Origin of the sequence: Gilvimarinus sp. 2_MG-2023, assembly GCF_030547685.1 — a bacterium.
In the GTDB taxonomy this organism is placed as follows: Bacteria; Pseudomonadota; Gammaproteobacteria; order Pseudomonadales; family Cellvibrionaceae; genus Gilvimarinus.
Genome location: NZ_JAUOQM010000048.1, coordinates 173,979 through 193,351 on the forward strand (window position 1 = coordinate 173,979; position 19,373 = coordinate 193,351).

The 19,373-nt window shown below is 50.4% G+C and carries 11 protein-coding genes; 3 read left to right on the top strand and 8 right to left on the bottom strand.

Going from position 1 to position 19,373, the window contains the following annotated elements:
* Nucleotides 1-148 precede the first annotated feature (148 nt).
* Both Q4526_RS12560 and Q4526_RS12565 read left to right on the top strand, forming a co-directional pair.
* Nucleotides 149-1,006: an MOSC domain-containing protein gene (locus Q4526_RS12560; RefSeq protein ID WP_215977433.1), complete on the top strand. Its 858-nt coding sequence runs from the start codon at nucleotides 149-151 to the stop codon at nucleotides 1,004-1,006.
* A gap of 521 nt (nucleotides 1,007-1,527) precedes the next feature.
* A complete protein-coding gene (locus tag Q4526_RS12565) occupies nucleotides 1,528-3,825 on the top strand; it encodes a chondroitinase-B domain-containing protein (protein WP_215977434.1) in 2,298 nt (765 codons plus the stop codon).
* A gap of 212 nt (nucleotides 3,826-4,037) precedes the next feature.
* On the opposite strand, the gene uvrA is transcribed toward Q4526_RS12565, so the two are convergent.
* Nucleotides 4,038-9,638 carry an excinuclease ABC subunit UvrA gene (gene uvrA, locus Q4526_RS12570; RefSeq protein ID WP_215977435.1) on the bottom strand — a complete coding sequence of 1,867 codons (5,601 nt, stop codon included), beginning with the start codon at nucleotides 9,636-9,638 and terminating at the stop codon, nucleotides 4,038-4,040.
* Between the two features lie 292 nt (nucleotides 9,639-9,930).
* On the opposite strand from uvrA, the gene Q4526_RS12575 reads away from it, so the two are divergent.
* Nucleotides 9,931-11,988 carry a TonB-dependent receptor gene (locus Q4526_RS12575; protein WP_215977436.1) on the top strand — a complete coding sequence of 686 codons (2,058 nt, stop codon included), beginning with the start codon at nucleotides 9,931-9,933 and terminating at the stop codon, nucleotides 11,986-11,988.
* A 633-nt stretch (nucleotides 11,989-12,621) separates the two neighbouring features.
* Here Q4526_RS12575 and Q4526_RS12580 read toward each other — a convergent pair.
* The 7 genes from Q4526_RS12580 to zipA form a co-directional block, all read right to left on the bottom strand.
* Entirely contained in the window at nucleotides 12,622-13,476 is an 855-nt protein-coding gene (locus Q4526_RS12580) for an ATP-binding protein (protein WP_215977437.1), read from the bottom strand.
* 33 nt (nucleotides 13,477-13,509) lie between these two features.
* The gene (locus Q4526_RS12585) at nucleotides 13,510-14,346 is read right to left on the bottom strand and encodes an ion transporter (RefSeq protein ID WP_215977771.1); all 837 of its coding nucleotides are present in this window, start codon (nucleotides 14,344-14,346) and stop codon (nucleotides 13,510-13,512) included.
* 41 nt (nucleotides 14,347-14,387) lie between these two features.
* Complete coding sequence (locus tag Q4526_RS12590; protein ID WP_215977438.1) at nucleotides 14,388-14,711, bottom strand: DUF3012 domain-containing protein; 324 nt, start codon at nucleotides 14,709-14,711, stop codon at nucleotides 14,388-14,390.
* Between the two features lie 91 nt (nucleotides 14,712-14,802).
* Nucleotides 14,803-15,777 carry a porphobilinogen synthase gene (gene hemB, locus Q4526_RS12595; RefSeq protein ID WP_303609649.1) on the bottom strand — a complete coding sequence of 325 codons (975 nt, stop codon included), beginning with the start codon at nucleotides 15,775-15,777 and terminating at the stop codon, nucleotides 14,803-14,805.
* 2 nt (nucleotides 15,778-15,779) lie between these two features.
* A complete protein-coding gene (locus Q4526_RS12600; protein ID WP_215977440.1) occupies nucleotides 15,780-16,205 on the bottom strand; it encodes a hypothetical protein in 426 nt (141 codons plus the stop codon).
* Nucleotides 16,206-16,222: 17 nt separating this feature from the next.
* On the bottom strand, nucleotides 16,223-18,274 hold the full coding sequence (gene ligA, locus Q4526_RS12605) for an NAD-dependent DNA ligase LigA (RefSeq protein WP_215977441.1): 2,052 nt from the start codon (nucleotides 18,272-18,274) through the stop codon (nucleotides 16,223-16,225).
* Nucleotides 18,275-18,285: 11 nt separating this feature from the next.
* Nucleotides 18,286-19,350: a cell division protein ZipA gene (gene zipA, locus Q4526_RS12610; RefSeq protein ID WP_215977442.1), complete on the bottom strand. Its 1,065-nt coding sequence runs from the start codon at nucleotides 19,348-19,350 to the stop codon at nucleotides 18,286-18,288.
* Nucleotides 19,351-19,373: the final 23 nt, after the last annotated feature.

Here is a 19,373-nt window from a genome sequence, read left to right on the forward strand (position 1 = left end):
AAAAAGCGGCCTAAAGCTAGGTATGTCGCAACTATTAATGTACGACCAACGTCACTGTTTCAACTTGTTCGTAAATGTCGATATTGGTCATTTAACGTAGTGTGCTAAGTTGTCTAGAAGGCTAATCTAGCGATTTATGAGGTGCATCATGCAACAAGTGGGGGTTGTAAAAGAGATTTGGCGCTATCCAGTGAAAGGGATGGCTGGCGAGCAACTAGAGTGTTGCTCTATCGGTGAGATCGGTGTGTTCGGTGACCGAATTTGGGCGCTGCGAGACACTCAACGTCAGGAAGTACAAAGCTGTAAGTTTCGTCCCGAGCTGCTGCAGTGCACCGCAATACTGATGAAGGATGGCTCAGTTAGCATCACAATGCCCCATGGTGATGCACTTAGCTCCGACGATACCTCTCTAAATGATCGGTTGTCATCTCTTGTTGGCCACGACTCAACACTAGAAAGATTAAAACCTTTATATGACGACGGCGAAAACCTAGCGTTTTACCGACGCTATAAAGTCAAGGGGGAGACTTGGCTGGATGAGTTAAAAGCAACCTTTACTCGTGAGCCGGGAGAGCCCCTCCCCGACTTTAGCCAAATGCCACAACAGGTGCAGGATTTTGTCACTATTCCGGGCACTTTCTTTTTAGTCTCGCCCCTGCACTTTATCACTACCGCCAGTATTCAGAGCATGCAACAAAAACTGCCAGAGGCAGATTGGGATGTGCGCCGGTTTCGGCCCAATATCGTTATTGAAACCCATAAGGGGTACCAGGGTTTGGTTGAGCAAGCCTGGATTGGTCGACAGCTGACCATTGCAGGATTAAATATACCCTGTACAGCGGCAGCACCGCGTTGCGGCGCTATTACTCGTGCACAAAACGCCCTGGCGTTCGACGCGTCAATGCTGCGGACAGTTGTTCGCGATGCCGATCAGAACCTAGGAATTTACGGCTCCACTCAAGAAGAAGGCGAGTTGAGAGTGGGCGATGCGGTTTATCTGCAATAACAAGGGCTCCGCATAGGAGACGCTCCATCCCAGTATGCACCCTACTGCTAAATCGCCCATTTTAGGTCAATAGCCCTTCGGAGCATGTATTGGGACTCTCCTAGAGCGATTTTCACATATAACAAGAAACTAAAGTCGTTAGCCGTATGGGCCTTCTGCACTAGTTCGAAAGGAGCTGTTTCGATCTCAGGCGATTACAGCAAGACTGCGTTCTTTACGCCCACCTAGCGATATCAGTATGGCGAGAGGCTCTACTGTACCTGGCTGGTTAATTAATAAACTATTGGGAAAGCCGAATGGCGTACCCGCCGGGTGGGAAAGGAAACTTTACAACTATTTACTAAACAAGGGTTTTGACCGTCCAGTAGCACTGTATATAGGCCCGCAGCCGGGTTATCGGTTAGGCCAATAATGTTATAGTTTTGTCGGCTGTGCTTTGTCATCTACAATATCCAGCGGCTTCAGTTAGAATGAACTTTGATCATAATATAGCCATAATAATCTTATAAAAGAAGGATACTATGAAACTACTATTTAGCATGCTGGGCACACTGGCCCTAGTGTCGGCCTATAGCTCCTCGTTTGCAGCGGACTTTCGGGCTGAAAATGCCGAGAGTTTACAAAAAGCCATTGCAAAAGCCCAAGCGGGCGATAACATCATTTTAGAGAATGGCACCTACACAGATCTTGAGATCGTTTTTTCTGGCGAGGGCACAAAAGACGAGCCGATTACTCTCAAGGCCGAAACCAACGGCAAGGTATTTATTGAGGGCGAGTCTAACCTTAGGCTGGGCGGAAGCTATCTTAATGTAGAAGGCTTGCACTTTAGAAACGGTTACAGTGCCGATGGCCCGGTTGTTTCATTTAGAATTGACAGTCAGCGTGCGGCCTTCCACTCTAAGTTTACTAATAGCGTTATCGAAGAGTTCACCCATAAAGACCGCGAAGTTAAAGATACCTGGGTCGAGTTTTGGGGCCAGCACAACGAGCTCAGCAATAACTACATCGCCGGAAAATCAAACTTCGGCCCCACCGTGATGGTTCAGCTTAAAGGCAATCAGCACGTCAACAATCACCACCAGATTATCAACAACCACTTTGGCCCACGACCACGCAAAGGCGGCCCTCACGGCGAGACCATGCAAATTGGTGACAGCAGCACCTCTATGACGCCCTCGTACACGAATGTTGAAGGCAACTTGTTTGATCGCTGCAATGGTGAAGTGGAAATTATTTCCAGCAAGTCAAACTTTAACCAGTTTAAAAACAACGTATTCTATAAAAGCGAAGGCTCGCTAGTGTTGCGCCACGGAAATTACGCCACTATTGACGGCAATGTGTTTATCGGCGGCGACTCCGAGTTTTATGGCGGTATTCGCGTTATTAATACCGGCCACTGGATCACCAACAACTATTTTTACAAGCTCTCGGGTGAAAAGTTCCGCGCGCCTATCGCGGTAATGAATGGCATTCCTAAATCGCCACTTAACCGATACAACCAGGTAACCGATGTTGTTTTGGCCTATAACTCGTTTGTGGAAACGCCCACCCCTTGGTACTTCAGCGTTGGCACCAATATTGATCAAAGCGATGTTCTGCCTAAATCGGAAATTCGATCAGCGCGCCCTACCCGCACTATCTTTGCTAACAACTTGATCTACAATTCTGATAAAGCGGAATACCCCATCTACAGCTACGATAAAGTGGACGGTGTTGAGTTTAAAAATAATATCTCCAATCACGCCAATAAATCAGAGGTTCAAGATCGGGGTGTTGCAAAAAAACGCATAGAAATGACCAACATTGCAGACTATTTGATGGTGCCCACGTCTAACCACAGTGACACCTATCATGGATTTGACTTCGACAAAATTAGTACCGACCTGTTTGGCAACTCAAGAGCCGACAGCAACAGTGTAGGCGCCGTCGTCTCCCCTGTGGGCCAAGACGTTACCCTGATTGATAAATCGTTATACGGTACCTCTTGGTTTAATCCAGAGCCGGAGCAAGCACAGGCTAAAACTATTCCGGTGACGAATAGTGAAGATCTTGTGGTGAGTATCCAGAGCGCAAACGCTGGCGATATTATTGAGCTAAGTGCAGGCACTTATAAGCTAACGGAGGCCGTCGATGTCACTAAAGCGTTAACACTTCGCTCTGCGAATAGTGACAACCGTGCAACTATTAACGTAACGGCTGAGGGCACTGCCTTTACGCTACACCCCAGCTCTCACTTGCACATCGACGGTGTTCAACTGCTCGGCAATCAAAAACAAAATGCTTTTACTACTCTAAAAAAGCACATGTCTAAAGCTTATGACCTGACTATCAGTAACTCTGATGTCAGTAATTTCGCTAATGTGCTGGATGTATCAAGAGGTTCTTTTGCTGATGATATTCTGGTTACCGACTCAAGCTTTACCAACAATCAGAACGGCTTTTTGCTCAATAAAGAAACCCGCAACAAGGGTAACTACAACGTAGAGTTCTTGACCATCACCGGCTCGACCTTCGATAGCATTGCTCAATCAGTGCTGGACTTTCATCGTGGCGGTTACGATGAATCAACCATTGGTGGCAATCTGGTGTTTGAAAATAACACCGTGACCAACTCGGGAAAAATGCAACAAGAAAGCATGCTGATCAAAAATCGGGGGATTGTGAACGTAAGCCTCGCGAACAACACCTTTAAAGACAATCCGGTTAAGGTTATCGCCGTTCTTTGGGGGGAGAAAGGCCAAAAACCCGAAAATAACGAGATTAAAAATTCCGGCGAAATTAAGGTTGTTCAAAACCTTAAGCTGGAACTGATGTACTAATTCTTTATGGGTTAAACATTACCTGAAATATTCACCAAAAAAGAGAGTTGCCCGTTTTAAATAGGTACTAAACCGAGCATTTAAACGAAGGCATCTCTCTTTCTCTCTCTTGCCATCAAGACCAATCTCCAAAGATAAACTGAACAGGTCTACTGAACAGGTCTGAAGTCGGACGGCTGGCTAATGTCTAACACCATAGGCAAAGCGCACGTTTAGGCTCCTTGTAAAACCGCTCCTAAATATTTCCCGGTCAACGACCTTTTACGCTTGGCGACCGTCGTCGGTGTGCCTTGCGCCACAACCTTACCTCCGCCTGAACCCCCTTCGGGGCCCATATCAATCACCCAGTCTGCTTCGGCGATGACATCGAGATTGTGCTCAATAACGAGCACCGAGTTGCCGGCATCCACTAAGCGGTGCAGTACATGCAGAAGCTTGTCCACATCCGCCATATGCAGGCCTACGGTGGGCTCGTCCAGCACGTATAGATTGTGTTGATTAACCCGGCCTTTGGCATCTTCCGGTGTCATTTTAGCTTTGGCCAATTCGGCCACCAACTTAATGCGTTGTGCTTCGCCACCGCTTAGGGTTGGACTTTGCTGGCCAAGCGTTAAATAACCCAAACCCACATCTTGCATTAAACGTAAGGCATGATAAACCTTGCTAATGGGTTTAAAAAACTCACAGGCATCGTCAATATTCATGGCGAGCACGTCGCCAATATGTTTGCCTTTGTAACGCACACTTAAGGTTTCATCGTTGAAGCGCCAACCGTGGCATACGTCGCAAGGGACGCGTACATCGGGCAGAAAATTCATTTCTATTTTCTGCATGCCCTGACCGCCGCAACCTTCGCAGCGGCCATCGCCGGCGTTAAACGAAAAACGTGCGGGGGTGTAACCGCGAAGGCGAGCATCTACGGTGCCGGCGAATAGTTTGCGAATCGCATCCCAAATACCAATATAAGTGGCTGGGCACGAGCGCGGCGTTTTACCAATAGGGGTTTGGTCCACCTCCAGGATACGGTCTATGCCTTGCCAGCCTGCGATGCTTTTAGCCCCTTGCCACAGCTGTTTAGGTTTGCGTTTTTGGGCGATGGCGGTTTTTACATTGGGGTAAAGGACGCCGCGCACCAGCGTGCTTTTACCGCTGCCACTAACGCCGCTGATGGCAACCAGTTGATGCAGTGGTACAGACACGTCGACGTTTTGTAGATTGTTTTGGTTGGCGCCTTCTATGATGATGGACTCTTTCTCCCATAAAGTGCGCATCTCACGGTTGCGCAATTCGGGCATGGGGTGACGTAAAGGTTGCGCAAGCATTTGCCCTGTTAGCGACTGCTTGTTTTTCATAAGCTTGGCAACACTGCCCTCGCCCACCACATTACCGCCGTTAACACCGGCGCGGGGGCCGATATCAATAATATGATCGGCTTCGCGCATGGTGTCTTCATCGTGCTCTACCACCAATACGGTATTACCCTGCTGTTGTAGCTCGCGCAAGGTGTCGAGCAGTTTGCGGTTGTCGCGGGTGTGCAAGCCAATGGTGGGTTCATCCAACACATAGCACACACCTTGCAAACTCGAACCAAGCTGGGCAGCCAAGCGAATACGCTGCGCCTCGCCCCCGCTTAAGGTGGGCGCGGCGCGATCCAGGGTTAGATAATTCAGCCCGACTTTTTGCAAAAAGTGTAATCGATTTTGCATTTCGCTGAGTAGATCGCGGGCTATGGCTTGCTCATCGGTTTTGAGTGTTAGCTTGCTTAACCACTGCTCGGCCTCAAGCACCGGCAGTGCGGCTAATTCGGCAATGCTTTTATGGCGAAATCGCACAGACAACGCTGTCGGGTTAAGGCGCTGACCTTGGCACTGAGAGCAGGTGGTGTCGCAGCCGTCCTCTTCGGGTTGCCAGCTGCTCTCTTCGCCAGATTGTTCTTCGTCAAAGCCTTTAAGTTTTACCCCGGTACCAAAGCAACCTTCGCACCAGCCGTGTTTTGAATTGTAAGAAAACAAGCGTGGGTCCAGCTCGGGAAAACCACAACCACAACTTGGGCAGGCCCGCTGGGTAGAAAACAATCGCTCTTTACTCTTACTTTTAGACTTAACTTTAGCATTGTCCTTGGCAGCATTAGCGGGGGCAACAATCACCACGCCATTGCCTAAGCTCAGTGCTTGCTGCAGGGCAGCCAAAAGGGTTTGTTGCTGTTTGGGCTCTATGGTGAGAGTGCTAAAAGGCAACTCAATATTGTGCTCTTTATAGCGGTCGAGCTTAGGCCAATCGTCGGTGGCAAGGTAGTTGCCATCGACCCGCAACTGAGGGTAACCCTTTTCTTGCGCCCACTGAGCCAGTTCGCGGTAAATACCTTTGCGCGCCACCACCAGTGGAGCGAGCAAGGTAACCGCTTGCCCGCGATAGTCTTTCTGCAAGCGGGCCAAAATGGCATCCACCGTTTGCGGCTCGATAGCCACATCACAGCTGGGGCAATGTTGCACGCCCAGCTTGACGTACATAAGGCGCAGATAGTGATAAATTTCGGTTAGCGTGGCAACGGTACTTTTGCGCCCGCCGCGACTGGTGCGCTGTTCAATGGCGACAGCAGGCGGTATGCCGTAAATGGCGTCTACATCCGGTTGCGATGCTGGTCGCACAAACTGGCGTGCGTAGGCGTTTAACGACTCTAAATAGCGGCGCTGGCCTTCGCCAAAAATCAAATCAAACGCCAGAGTACTTTTACCGCTGCCGCTCACACCCGAGATAACCGTAAGCTTATCGCGCGGAATTGTAACGTCGATATTTTTTAGGTTGTGCTCGCGGGCGTGGTGCACGCTAATCACGTTTTTTGCTTTGCTTTTCGGTTTGTTGCCATCAGCCACCGATAAGGCGCCGCCGGTGTTGAGTGTGTGACAATACTCGTTTAGTGCGCGAGCGGTATAGCCTTTGGCCTTTTGCATGATCGTTTGTGGTGTTCCCTTGGCGATAAGCTCGCCACCGGCGTCGCCGCCTTCGGGGCCAATATCAATGACCCAGTCGGCGGCGCGAATCACATCCAAATTATGCTCGATAATCAGCAGTGAATGCCCGGCCGCTTGCAGCTGGCGAAAGGCCTGCATCAAGGTGGCAATATCGGCAAAGTGTAAGCCGGTAGTGGGTTCGTCAAATAAAAACAGCGTATGATCGCGCTCGCGGCTTTTGCTGTTGGCCAAATGCCCGGCCAGTTTTAAGCGCTGCGCCTCACCACCACTTAAGGTTGGCACCGCCTGCCCCAACTGAACATATTCCAGCCCTACATCGGCCAGAGGTTGCAGACTTTTTAGTACATCGGGCTTATCGTTAAAAAAGCTCAGCGCTTCGCTAACCGTCATTTCTAGCGCATCGGCAATAGATACGGCGCGCTGGTCTTTAAGTAGTTTAATTTCCAGAATTTCATCACGAAAGCGTTTGCCGTTACACTCTGGGCAGCTTAAATACACATCGCTTAAAAACTGCATTTCGACGTGCTCAAAGCCATTTCCCTGACAGGTCGGGCAGCGGCCGTTGCCGGAGTTAAAACTAAAAGTACCCGGTTTATAGCCCCGCTCCTTGGCCTGCGGGGTGCTGACAAAACACTTGCGAATGGCATCAAAGGCGCCCACATAGGTGGCTGGGGTGGAGCGTGTGGTTTTGCCAATGGGGCTCTGGTCCACCATGACGACCTGATCGACTAGCTCCATACCGGTAATGGCACGGTGCTCGCCGGGCGTTTCGGTTTGCTCGCCCATATGCTTGCGCAGCGCCGGATAAAGCACTTGCCGCATTAAGGTGGATTTACCCGAACCACTCACACCGGTTAAGCACACCAGTTGCCCAAGCGGAATTCTGACATCAATATTTTTTAAGTTATGGGCGCAGGCGCCTTCAATGTTAATACTTTGGCCGCTTTGTACTTTTAAGGTCGGCAAGTATTCGGCGGCGATTTCTGTCACACCATCGCTACTTGGCATTTCAATTTGTTCGCTGCCGTTTAAGTAGCGCGCAGTGGTGTTGGTTTTGCGCTTGAGCAAGGCTTTGGGGGTACCGAAAAATTCGATATTGCCGCCATTGCGGCCGGGTTTGGGGCCGATATCTAAAATTCGGTCGGCCGCTAAAATCACTTGCGGGTCGTGTTCAACCACTAACAGCGAGTTACCGGCATCACGCAGGCGGTGCAAGACTTTAACCAAACGATCAATATCGCGTGGGTGCAAGCCGGTACTGGGTTCATCCAGTACAAACAAAGTGTTTACCAGCGAGGTGCCGAGTGCGGTGGTCAGGTTAATACGCTGTACCTCACCACCACTTAGGGTGCGCGACTGTCGGTCCAGTGTTAAATACTCCAACCCCACTTCACATAAATAGGTTAAGCGCGAGCGAACTTCACTGAGTAAGAGTTCGGTGGCTTCGTCGAGCGCGTTATTTATGCCTTTGCTTTGCGCCTCTAATTGGGTGAAGAAGGTTAATACGTTAACCAGTGGCAAGCCCATGGTGTCGGCGATATTTAAACCGGGTAGCTGGGCAAAAGTTTTATCGGGCAGTGTCGCGCCCACGGGTTTAAATCGCGCGCGCCCGGCCAGCGCTTGCTCGGCTAAATTGAGCGAGCCAATACGCCACCACAGTGATGGCGCTTTTAAGCGGGCGCCATTGCAGTCAGTACATAGGCTGTAGGCACGATACTTAGAGAGCAGTACACGAATGTGCATTTTGTAGGCTTTAGATTCCAGCCAATCAAAAAACTCGCGCACGCCATACCAGACGCCCTTGCTCCAGCCGCCCTCACCTTCGAGTACCCAGTGGCGCTCTTCGTCCGACAGTTCGCGCCAGGGCTTGGTAATGGCAATACCGCGCTTTTTTGCAAACTTAATTAAATCGCGCTGAACTTCGGCGTAGCTAGGCGTTTGAATAGGTTTAATCGCGCCGTCTTTTAAGCTTTTGCTTTCATCGGGGATAACCAGCCCCCAGTCCACTCCAATGACGCGGCCAAAGCCTTTGCAGGTTTCACACGCACCCAGCGGTGAGTTAAACGAAAAATGACTTGGCGTAGTCTGGGCGTAGCTGATATCGCAACTGGGGCAATGGTGATGGCTGGAAAAATGCCTGGCCTCACCCGCCTCGCGGTTATCGTCTAAGGGGTAAACGCGAACATGCCCCTTGCCGTAATGCAGCGCCGCCTCCAAAGCCTCGGTTAACCGGCCGCGGTTTTGCGAGGTTAGTTTAAGGCGATCTTGCACTACCTCAACCTGGGTGCCATTGCGCTGGTGGATGCGAGCATAACCCTGCTGATTAAGCAGCTGCAGTACCTCATCGTCGCTAAGAGCTGCGGGGACGGTCACCGGCAGGCAAACCATTAAGCGCTGATCGGACGGCCATTGTTCAAACAAGGTTTGTACAATGCTCTGCGAGCTATCGGTCACCACCGGTTGCCCACAGCTCGAGCAGTAAAGATTGGCGAGCCGGGCAAACAGCAACTTTAAATAGTCGTTAAGCTCGGTCATGGTGCCCACGGTGGAGCGCGAGGTACGTACGGTGTTGCTCTGCTCTATGGCAATAGCCGGTGGAATACCGTCAATGCTATCGACAGCGGGTTTGTCCATGCGGTCGAGAAACTGGCGGGCATAAGCCGAGAAGGTTTCGACGTAACGGCGCTGGCCCTCGGCGTAGATGGTGTCGAACGCTAGAGTAGACTTGCCTGAGCCACTAACCCCAGTCACCACCACCATTTCTCCGAGGGGAATATCAAGGTCGAGATTTTTCAGGTTATTTTGGCGCGCGCCGCGTACTTTAATAGCGTCGAAACTCATGGATAGTAATCTCACAACTGAGGAAAAAGACTGGGTAAATATACAGTAATCGACCTTGTTGACCAACCGATAAAAGTCAATTGTTCACAGTACGAACGTATGCCTAAATAAGATGCCTGTCCTTGACGTTAATCACAGGGGTCAGCTAATTGCTTATTGATCAATAACATCGCGATTGTGAAATTACTGGCCCGAGTACGCTATCATATCAACCGCTCTGTACCCTAGGTGTGACTGAGCACTCGCCGCTTTGATTCACACACATTTTAGGCTACCAAATTAAGGACTGAGAATGTATCGATATTGCCCCTTTACGTTGAGTTTATTAAGTGTCTGTGTGATAAGCGCCGGGGCTTGGGCACACCCTACCATGGAAGAAATCAATGTGTCGGGGCAGCGCAGTAACTTAATTGGCCAGAGCGTATCCGCTTCGCAGGGGGTAGTCACCCAAGCGGATATAGAAACACGGGCACTGTTGCGAGTAGGTGAAATACTTGAGTTGGTGCCGGGCATGGTTGTGACCCAACACAGCGGCACCGGCAAGGCCAATCAGTATTTTTTACGCGGTTTTAACTTGGACCACGGCACTGACTTTGCGACGGTGTATGACGACATGCCGGTTAATATGCGCAGCCACGGCCACGGCCAAGGATACACCGACATCAACTTTGTGATTCCTGAAACCGTGGGTTCACTGCGCTATCAAAAAGGCCCCTACTACGCCGCAGTGGGTGATTTTAGTGGTGCCGGTGCCACGCAAATAATCAGCCTGCGGGCCCTTGATGAAGGCACACTAAAACTCACCCTGGGTGAGCATAACTACCAAAGGTTACTCGCCGCCGATAGCTTGCACCGCGGCAATAGCGATATATTGTGGGCGCTGGAGCACACAGGCTACCAAGGCCCCTGGAGTGATATCGATGAAGATTTAGACAAACTCAACGCGCAACTTAAGGGCACAACAGATCTAGCGGCAGGCACTTTGCGCTGGGGCGTAATGGCCTATCGCAACCAGTGGAACAGCGCGGATCAAATCCCCGCCCGCGCCGTCACCAACGGCACCATTAATGAGCTGGGCTCTATAGATCCCAGCGCCGGAGGCGAATCCAATCGTTACAGTGTCAACGTGGGTTTTGACAGCGCCCACTGGCATGCTTCCGCTTACGCCATCGATTACGATATGAACCTGTGGTCTAACTTTACCTATTATTTGGATGACCCCGAGCACGGTGATCAATTCGAGCAGGTGGACCAGCGCCGACTTTTCGGCGGTCAAGTTACCTATCAACGCGTCGATCAATTGGTCGGTAAGCCTATGCACAATGTATTTGGCCTGCAAACACGCTGGGACGATATTGCCGAGGTAGGTTTGTACACCACAGAAAACCGAGTGCGAGATGGCGTGGTACGCGCCGATTCGGTGGATGAACACAGCGTGGCATTGTACTGGGACAATACCATTCACTGGCGCAACGATTTTAAAACCGTACTGGGTGTACGTTACGATCACTTTGATTTCGATGTGCAAGATAACGTTGGCGTAAACCGCTACGGTGTGGATTTAAGCCCAAACAGTGGCGAGGCCTCAGACGGTATTGCCTCAGTTAAAGCCAGCGGCATTTACACCCTAAACCCCCAATGGGAAACTTACCTGTCTGTCGGCAGCGGTTATCACTCAAACGATGCGCGCGGCACCACCATTCGCGTAGACCCAAACACCGGCAGCACCGTAGACAGTGTAGACCCCTTGGTGCAATCGCTAGGCAGTGAATGGGGCTTGCGCGGTCGACCGTTGCAAAACCTCAATGTATCGGCGGCCCTCTGGTATTTACAGCTGGACAGCGAACTGCTGTTTGTCGGGGATGCGGGCAATACCGAACCCAGCGATAAAACGGAACGCACCGGTGTAGAGCTAACCGCCTATTATCGTCTTAATGACAATTGGACACTGGATGCCGAATACGCCTACACACATGCCCGCTTTGTTAATGAACAACCGGGCCGCTATGTACCGGGCGCGGTAGAAGATGTTCTGCAACTGGGCCTAAGCGCCGATTACGCCAGCGGTTTATTTGCCAGCCTGCGGGTAAGACACTTTGGCCCCCGACCATTAGTCGAAATCGGCGATATTAAATCAGAGGCCAGTACCTTGCTCAATGCAAAGCTGGGTTACCGTTATCAGGCTTTCACTATAAGCGTAGACGCACTAAACCTGCTAGACAGTGACGACCACGATATAGATTACTTTTATGAGTCACAGTTAGCAGGGGAAACAGCGCCAGTGGAAGATGTGCATTACCACCCGTTAGAGCCGAGAAATTTTCGGTTAACGGTAGAGGTGGCGTTTTAGTTGTTAAAAAGCCCGGACAATGTCTGGGCCTTTTGGATGTTGGTGAACCACGTTCCTGTTTGGCTAGAGAAGTCATCAAAAGGCCGTTCTTGTGCATCCCTGCGTCCACGACATTATTTATTATGCGGCTCTTTGCAATGAAGTTTCCCGAGAAAAACGGACCTAATTATTTTGCGACATTTATTGCTTTTATTTGCCGGCGGTGTTTGATGTAGACTTGCCTCGAAAACCAAAACAACCAGCCTGATCAATTGTTGTATGAACCATGCGATAATCGAATTTTGATGTGCTGGTCAGACCTCCCCAATAGAAATGACAAGTCTGGCGCCATAAATAACCCATTGAACAGTACTCTGTACCCTTCTAAAGACTGGTTGAGTGCTATCTGCCACATTGAGCGAGGCTTTGGTCGTGTCATCAGTCTAGTTGTCAAAGACACTGATCTAGGTAAATTGTTAGCCCCAACTGAATATGGGTCATTGGCCACCGCTGACACATTCACAGTATATGGGGGACAACAGCCAATATGCTAATGACCGAACGACTGTTCTGATATCGTTGATCGGCGGCATTTAATCGTTTTGTTTGTGGCAATAATACAATAAATACCGGCGCTAGGCCGGTAACAAATAACTACAAGCCCATCCCCCCGACCCTATCCCTGGCAAACTGCCAAGCCACTCGCCCACTACGCGAGCCACGGGTCATACTCCAACGCAAGGCCGCGGCTCTTACCTCGTCATCCCACTCGCCGCCCAAATGCTCAACCCAGGCTTGTGCGGCCTGCATATACTCCTCTTGCCGGAATGGGTAAAAGCTTAACCACAGGCCAAACCGCTCAGATAGTGAGGTTTTTTCTTCTATTGTATCGCCGGGGCGTATATCGCCATCGACCAACTCTGTTTCCAGATTTTCGCTCATTTTATGGGGCATAAGGTGGCGGCGGTTGCTGGTGGCGTAGAATAAGACGTTATCACCAGGGGCAATGATTGAGCCGTCTAGTGCTGATTTTAACGCTTTGTAGTTACTTTCACCTTCTTCAAAAGAGAGATCGTCGCAAAAGATAATAAAACGATCTTGTTCTCGCTCGCTTAATAGCGAAAGCAATTGGCCTAGGTCTTTCAAGTCGGGTTTATCGATCTCGATTAATTTCACCAAGTCTTTTTGCGCATACCAGCAACTTTTAATTAAGGTGGATTTACCGGTACCGCGGGCGCCGGTTAGAAGAATATTATTGGCCGGTAAACCCTGGGCAAATTGAGCGGTGTTGCGAAAGATAGCCTGCTTTTGCTGCTCTACATTTTGCAGGGCATCTAGTGGTACATGGTGTGGTTCATAGACCGCTTGTAAGTGGCCACCATGGGTACCGCCGCGCCAATAAAAAGCCGGGGCTTGCCAATCGCAAGGCTGACTGGCGGGAGGTATCAAAGGCTCTAAACGGTCTAGCAATTGATTAAGACGGTTAAATAATAAGTCGATGTCACTCACAAGTAGAGGCTCCGGTGAATAGTGAACGTTAGGTTACTGCTCGCGTTTGGAGCTTTCTTGATCGCGCCGCAGTAATTCGTTAACAGAGGCCTGCAGTTGCTGAATTTGAGATTCCAGGTCGGCGCGGTTAGGCTGCTCGCCCTCCTCTTCCAACTGGCGGGCACGATTTTCCGATTCAATGACATTAACCACAATGCCGATAATCATATTGAGGAAGGCAAAGGCCGTAAGGAAAATAAAGCTCACATAAAACAACCAGCTAAACGGGTACTGCTCCATGGTTTCGTACATAACGTCGGTCCAGTCTTCAAACGTCATTACCCGAAACAGAGTTAACATGCTAATGGCGATATCGCCCCACAGCACGTCATTGATGGAGGCAAAAAAGAAGCTGCCCACGGCGCCGTAGATATAAAAAATAATGAACATCAGTAGCGCCACGTAACCGAGTTGTGGCATCGCCTTTAATAGTGAGCTAATCAAAATACGCAGCTCGGGGATAATGGAAACCATCCGCAGGACGCGGAACACCCGAATTAAACGGCCAATAAGCGCCATATCACTGTCTTCAATTGGCACCAGGCTGACAATGACAATTAACGTATCGAAGATATTCCAAGCCGATTTGAAAAAGTTGCGTTTGTGCGGCTCGCCAAGAAAACGAATGGTGATTTCCACTAAAAAGAATAAAGTGATAAACCAATCGGTAATTACAATTACCTGCGATACGAGAGGCGGAATATCGTAGGTCTTGGCGCCGATAACCAAAGCAGAGAAAACAATAATACCCACTACAAAAAGCTCAAAAGCTTTATTGCTGCGCAAGCGATTAAACTTATTTTGCAGCGTATTATCACGCGCCGCTTGCATGGTTTTTTCTAAATCAAAACTCACAGGTTATGCCTCGCAGGCTATGGCGTTGGGTAAATACAATGTTGAGCGAAAAGTTTGGCATCGGCGGTTTGCCACTGGGCGTCTGGCAATTGCATCATGGCTTCACACCAGAGCTCTGAGCCTGTGGCTGCGTCTTCTATTAGTGTGGTATCACCCGTTGCGGATTCAGATTGGGGCAAGCTGGGAATCATATAATCTGCTTTATCAGCGGTTCCTTGAGCGCTAGGGTCGGCGTTAAAATTAGCCGGCGCCGGGGTTTGGCTCAGAATATAAAGCCCTACTACAATGGTAAAAATTCCAATGACAGTGGTTGTAAGGGCGACGATTAATTGTTTGGACATAGCTTTCTCAGTTGGCCTTTCACTGTGTTGTGATTTTGGTTCTATGTTTTGCGTAACATCACATTCTGTTTGCTGAATGCTGGCCTGTAGGCTAATGATCCTTGAGCCAACGGGCAAGGTCCTTAGCGTAGTAAGTAATGATTAAATCGGCTCCGGCTCTTTTAAAGGCCGTCATGGTTTCGCAGACAATGGCTTGTTCATCAATAACCCCAGCGGCGGCGGCGGCTTTAATCATAGCGTACTCACCACTGACATGATAAACAGCCAAGGGGCGCTCACTGTGCTGGCGAATGTTAGCCAGTACATCCAAATAGGCGGTGCCGGGTTTGACCATTAAAATATCGGCGCCCTCTTGCTCGTCTTGCATGGATTCGGCCAGTGCTTCGCGGGCATTGGCGGCATCCATTTGGTAGGTGCTGCGGCTGCCTTTAAAAGTGCTGTCAACCGCATCGCGAAACGGGCCGTAAAAAGCCGAGGCAAATTTAGTGGAGTACGACATTACCGGTATATGGGTGAAACCGGCGTCATCCAATGCGCTGCGAATGGCGCTGATCATACCGTCCATCATGCCCGATGGGGCAATCATATCGACACCGGCCTTTGCGCAGTTAACCACTTGCTGTTGCAGGTTGGCTAAGGTGGTGTCGTTGTCCACATCGCCATTACACACCACGCCACAGTGGCCGTGATCGGTGTATTCACAAAAACAGTTATCGCTGATTACGGTCATTTCTGGTGCCGCTACTTTGGCGATTTTAATCATACGCGCCAGCAGGCCTTCGCTGTGCCAAGTGTCGGCGCCGATGGCATCTTTGTGCTCGGCCACACCAAACAACAATACCGCCTTGATGCCTAGCTCCCACGCATCCGCCACGGCGTCAGCCAATTGGCTTTCGGGGTAACGCACTACCCCGGGCATGGAGTCGATGGTTACCGGCGCAGCAATATTTTCTTCGACGAAAATAGGCAGAATTAAGTCGTTGACGCTGACTTGGGTTTCTCTGACCATATCGCGCAATGCCGCGGTGCGGCGTAGGCGACGAAAACGAAAGTTATTGGGTTTCATAGTTAAGCTCGCAGATAATCTTCGTGGCTCCATTCGCACTGCACAAACATGTCACCAGAGCCCGGCACATGGTAATTGCGCTTGCATTCCCAGGTAAATGTATGGGTGCCGCTGAGTTCGGTTTCTAGGTGCACGGTGGCAGACACCCAGTACATACGACTGAGCAGACTTTCAAACTGCTCAATCCACTGTGTCCATTCGTATTCCACGGCGCGATAAGAGGCGCCGAAGTGCATAACATCGGTTTGGTAGTTGCCAGGCTGTGTGACAGGGTCCGGGATTGAGAACATCTCTTGGCAGAGAAATGGCCACTCTTCGGCCCGGGGTAATGACAGCATAGCGCTGCGATTCATTTGAATACGCTCGCTCTGCCCATCGCCCAATATACTGTCTTTAATACAGCCGTATACTATTGATTCGCAATCCATAACACCTACTCTTTGTATCAGGTTGAGTATTGATTTAGTAACTCAAGTAATTGCTCTTCACTTAAAATTTCAATGCTCAGGGATTCGGCCTTGGTGCGCTTAGAGCCAGCACCGGGGCCTGCCACAATAAAATCGGTTTTTTTCGAAACGCTGCCAGACACTTTTGCCCCCAGGGTGCGCAGTCGCTCCCCTGCTTCATCGCGGGTCATAGCTTCTAGGCTACCGGTTAAGACACACGTTTGCCCTGCCAGTGGTAGCTCGGCTGCGTTTTCTAGTGCTGCATTTTGCGGCTCGCTCTCTGGCCATGTGATTCCAAGCCCTTGGAGGCTGGCGATAATATCCAGGTTGTTTTGCTCGGTAAAAAAGTCGCGTATAAAGCGCGCAACGATGGGGCCAATATCATCGACCGCTAACAGTGCATCTTCATCGGCGTTACTGAGTGCCTGTATCGAGCCAAAATGCGCGGCAAGGTTACGTGCTGTGGCCTCGCCTACCTCGCGAATGCCCAGCGAATAAATAAACCTTGGTAATGTGGTTTGTTTTGCGGCCTCTAAGGCGTTGAGTAAATTGGCGGCCGACTTCTCACCCATTCTATCCAGACCGGCGATGTCCTGTTGTAACAGTGAGAACAAATCCACCACATTTTTAACCAAGCTTTTATCGACCAGTTGATCGACAATTTTATCGCCCAAGCCGTCAATATTCATGGCTTTGCGTGAGGCAAAATGAATAATGGCTTCTTTGCGCTGAGCTGGGCATATAAGCCCTCCCTCGCAGCGAATAGCCGCTTCACCAGGTACTCGTACTGCCGGCGAGCCACATACTGGACAAGTGGCGGGAAACTCAATTTCGCGGGTGTCGTCTGGCCTGCGCTCTTTAATCACGCTGACGATTTGTGGAATAACATCCCCCGCGCGACGGACAATAACGGTATCGCCAATTTGTACACCTAAACGATCAATTTCATCTTTGTTGTGCAGCGTAACATTGGACACCGTTACCCCGCCGACAAACACAGGTTTTAATCGCGCAACCGGTGTTAACGTGCCGGTGCGTCCTACCTGAAACTCAACATCTTGCAGCTGAGTCATCTCTTCTTGGGCGGGAAATTTATAGGCAATTGCCCAGCGCGGTGCGCGTGAGACAAAACCGAGGGTTTCTTGTAAGTCTATGCTGTTGACTTTAAACACCACCCCATCGATGTCATAGGGCAATTCATCGCGCTTTTCACCCAATTGCTGGTGGTAGGCAATGCAGTCGTTAATGGACTGAGCGACCGCCATATTAGGGTTGATTTTAAAACCCCAACGATTGAGTAAATGTAAAATGTCGGTGTGTTTACTCGGCAATGCCAAACCCTGATGAATACCCACACTATAGGCGCATAATTCTAAGGGACGGCTGGCGGTAATGCGCGAATCCAATTGGCGCAAGCTGCCGGCGGCGGCATTGCGCGGATTAACAAATACCTTCTCGCCTTTGGCCGCTGCGCTTTGGTTGAGCTTGGCGAAGCCGGCGCCGGGCATGTAAATTTCGCCCCGCACCTCTAAGCGCTCGGGCAAATTCTCGCCGCGCAATTTGAGCGGTACCGATTTGATGGTGCGCACATTTTGGCTGATGTCTTCACCGGTGCTACCATCGCCCCGGGTTAAGGCTCGAACGAACTGGCCGTTTTCGTACAAAATACTGATCGCAATACCGTCGAGCTTGGGCTCGCAGGCGTATTCGATCGTCTCATCGCTTTTTAGGCGATCTTTTAAACGTTGATCGAAAGCAGTCAGGTCGTCATCACTAAACGCATTGTCTAAAGACAGCATGCGCTTTTCATGAGGGACCGAATTGAAGGCGTCCAGCGGTGCAGCGCCCACCCGCTGAGTGGGTGAGCTGCTGTCGATTAAGCTTGGGTGCTGTTGTTCGATGTCACGCAGCTCATTGAGCAGGCGATCGTATTCGGCGTCGGGGATGGAGGGTTCATCGAGCGCGTAATAGCGGTAGTTGTGTTCATCAATATCGTGGCGCAATTCAAATGCGCGCTGGCGCGCAGCTGCGGGGGGCGCTTGCTGAATCACAGAAACCCCCTCTATGCGTTAGCGCGAGACAAGCGCTTGCGCTCGTACTCAACAATACGTTGGCGGCAGTGCTCCATGGTTTGACGAGTCATGATGCTGCGCTGCTCGTCTTTTAGTTCACCGTCCAGTGTTTCGGCGATGGTTTGAGCGGTATAGCGCATGGCATCGAAGGCTTGAATACTGTCGGTACGCAGCGGCAGGGTCAAAAACATACTAACACCGGGTGTGGCAAAGTTTTCCATGTTATCCAAGTCGAAGGTGCCCGGCTGAACCATATTGGCCAAGCTGAATTGGATGGGGCCTTCGCCCATACCCTGCTCGTGACGGTGAAAGATGTTCATGTCGCCATAGCGCAGGCCGCACTGCAAAAGGACATCTAACAGTGCGCCGCCGGCAAATTGATAACCCTCACGAGCCATAACGTTAATAATAATAACTTCGTCTGGCTGGGCGATGGGTTGTTCGGATTCCGGTGGCGCAGATGGCGCTTGAGAGGCCCGTGATGTTGTCTGCGTTGTGTTTTGAGTGGCTGCTTGTTCGTACTCAAAATCACCGTTGGGCTCAGAGAAAATAGGCTCGTGCTCTTGGCCCGGCAAGTCGTCACCATCCAGCGCACCGAAGCTAGGTTCCACTCGATTTGATGAGGAGTACTCTGGTTGCGCCGTGTTTTCGGCACCATGATTGGGTGTTGGCGAGTTTTCTGCCGCGGCATCAGCTTTGCGTTCGGCCTCAACCGACTCCATTAGCATGGGAACAGATTCATCCAAGTTAAGGGAAACTTGCTGTGGAATTTGCTGATTGTGCGTACCGGCATTTTCCGGGGTCAGTTCAATGTTAGGTTGACCGGGATCGGCGGCGGTGTCAGCTTGGTTGCGTTTGGCAATAACACGGGCACCACCGTTGGGCAGCTCGCTGGTGTAATGCCCGGCATCGTCTTTACTGTCTGAGCTGTTGAACTGGCGAGCCCGTTTTGACACACGAATATTGTCTTTACGCGCCATACGCATACGGCGCCAACCATCGAGTAAAATACCGATAATTAACAATACCACTATGATGGTTAACCACTCTTTCATAGCAAGTCCAGCTACCTTTTTAC

Coding starts and splice junctions, on each gene's coding strand:
- zipA (WP_215977442.1), bottom strand. CDS start 19,350: ATGAAAGAGTGGTTAACCATCATAGTGGTATTGTTAATTATCGGTATT.
- Q4526_RS12575 (WP_215977436.1), top strand. CDS start 9,931: ATGTATCGATATTGCCCCTTTACGTTGAGTTTATTAAGTGTCTGTGTG.
- hemB (WP_303609649.1), bottom strand. CDS start 15,777: ATGAAACCCAATAACTTTCGTTTTCGTCGCCTACGCCGCACCGCGGCA.
- Q4526_RS12600 (WP_215977440.1), bottom strand. CDS start 16,205: ATGGATTGCGAATCAATAGTATACGGCTGTATTAAAGACAGTATATTG.
- Q4526_RS12590 (WP_215977438.1), bottom strand. CDS start 14,711: ATGTCCAAACAATTAATCGTCGCCCTTACAACCACTGTCATTGGAATT.
- uvrA (WP_215977435.1), bottom strand. CDS start 9,638: ATGAGTTTCGACGCTATTAAAGTACGCGGCGCGCGCCAAAATAACCTG.
- Q4526_RS12560 (WP_215977433.1), top strand. CDS start 149: ATGCAACAAGTGGGGGTTGTAAAAGAGATTTGGCGCTATCCAGTGAAA.
- Q4526_RS12565 (WP_215977434.1), top strand. CDS start 1,528: ATGAAACTACTATTTAGCATGCTGGGCACACTGGCCCTAGTGTCGGCC.
- Q4526_RS12585 (WP_215977771.1), bottom strand. CDS start 14,346: ATGCAAGCGGCGCGTGATAATACGCTGCAAAATAAGTTTAATCGCTTG.